This window comes from Vibrio sp. 2132-1, from assembly GCF_033344315.1.
The window spans coordinates 1-608 of record NZ_JAWPON010000543.1; the positions used below are offsets into that span (position 1 = coordinate 1).

Genomic DNA, 608 nt, shown 5'->3' on the forward strand with positions numbered 1-608 from the left:
TGAAGTATTCAAAGGGAAAACATTGCTCGTCGTAAACACTGCCAGCCAATGCGGTTTTACACCTCAATATGAGCAACTAGAAACGCTATACCAAACTTACAAAGATAAAAACTTCGCAGTCATCGGTTTTCCCAGTAACGATTTTCGACAAGACAAAGGAAGCGAAGAAAATACCGCAAAGATCTGCTATCTCGACTACGGCGTGACGTTTCCTATGATGGCTCGAAGCTCTGTGTTGGGCAACGAGGCCAACCCTGTCTTTTCTGAAATCAGCACTCAAGCCGGTGTGACTCCGAAGTGGAACTTTTACAAGTTTCTCATCAGTAAAGAAGGCAAAGTCATCGCCACATTTCCAAGCTCAACCTCTCCGACGAGTACTACGCTTACTAATATGATTGAGCAACAACTGTAGGAGTACAGTTATGGTCACGACACGTTTAACCATGTTACGCCTTGGGTACTTGGGCTTAGTGCCTTTTCTGTTCAGCTTGCTGCTTATCGTGTCTGACACCACCTTATTTAACCTAAGCGGCCAACAATTTTTTATTGCCTACAGCGCCGTTATCTTGAGTTTTCTATCGGGAGTGCTCTGGGGAAATGGTATCGAC

2 protein-coding genes are annotated in these 608 nt (G+C 44.7%); both read left to right on the top strand.

Features of this window, described 5'->3' with window-relative positions:
• On the top strand, positions 1–412 hold a 412-nt coding region (locus tag R8N47_RS26540; protein WP_318186278.1), incomplete at its 5' end, for a glutathione peroxidase.
• Between the two features lie 10 nt (positions 413–422).
• Positions 423–608: DUF3429 domain-containing protein (locus tag R8N47_RS26545; RefSeq protein WP_318186279.1), on the top strand; the 186-nt coding region annotated here is incomplete at its 3' end.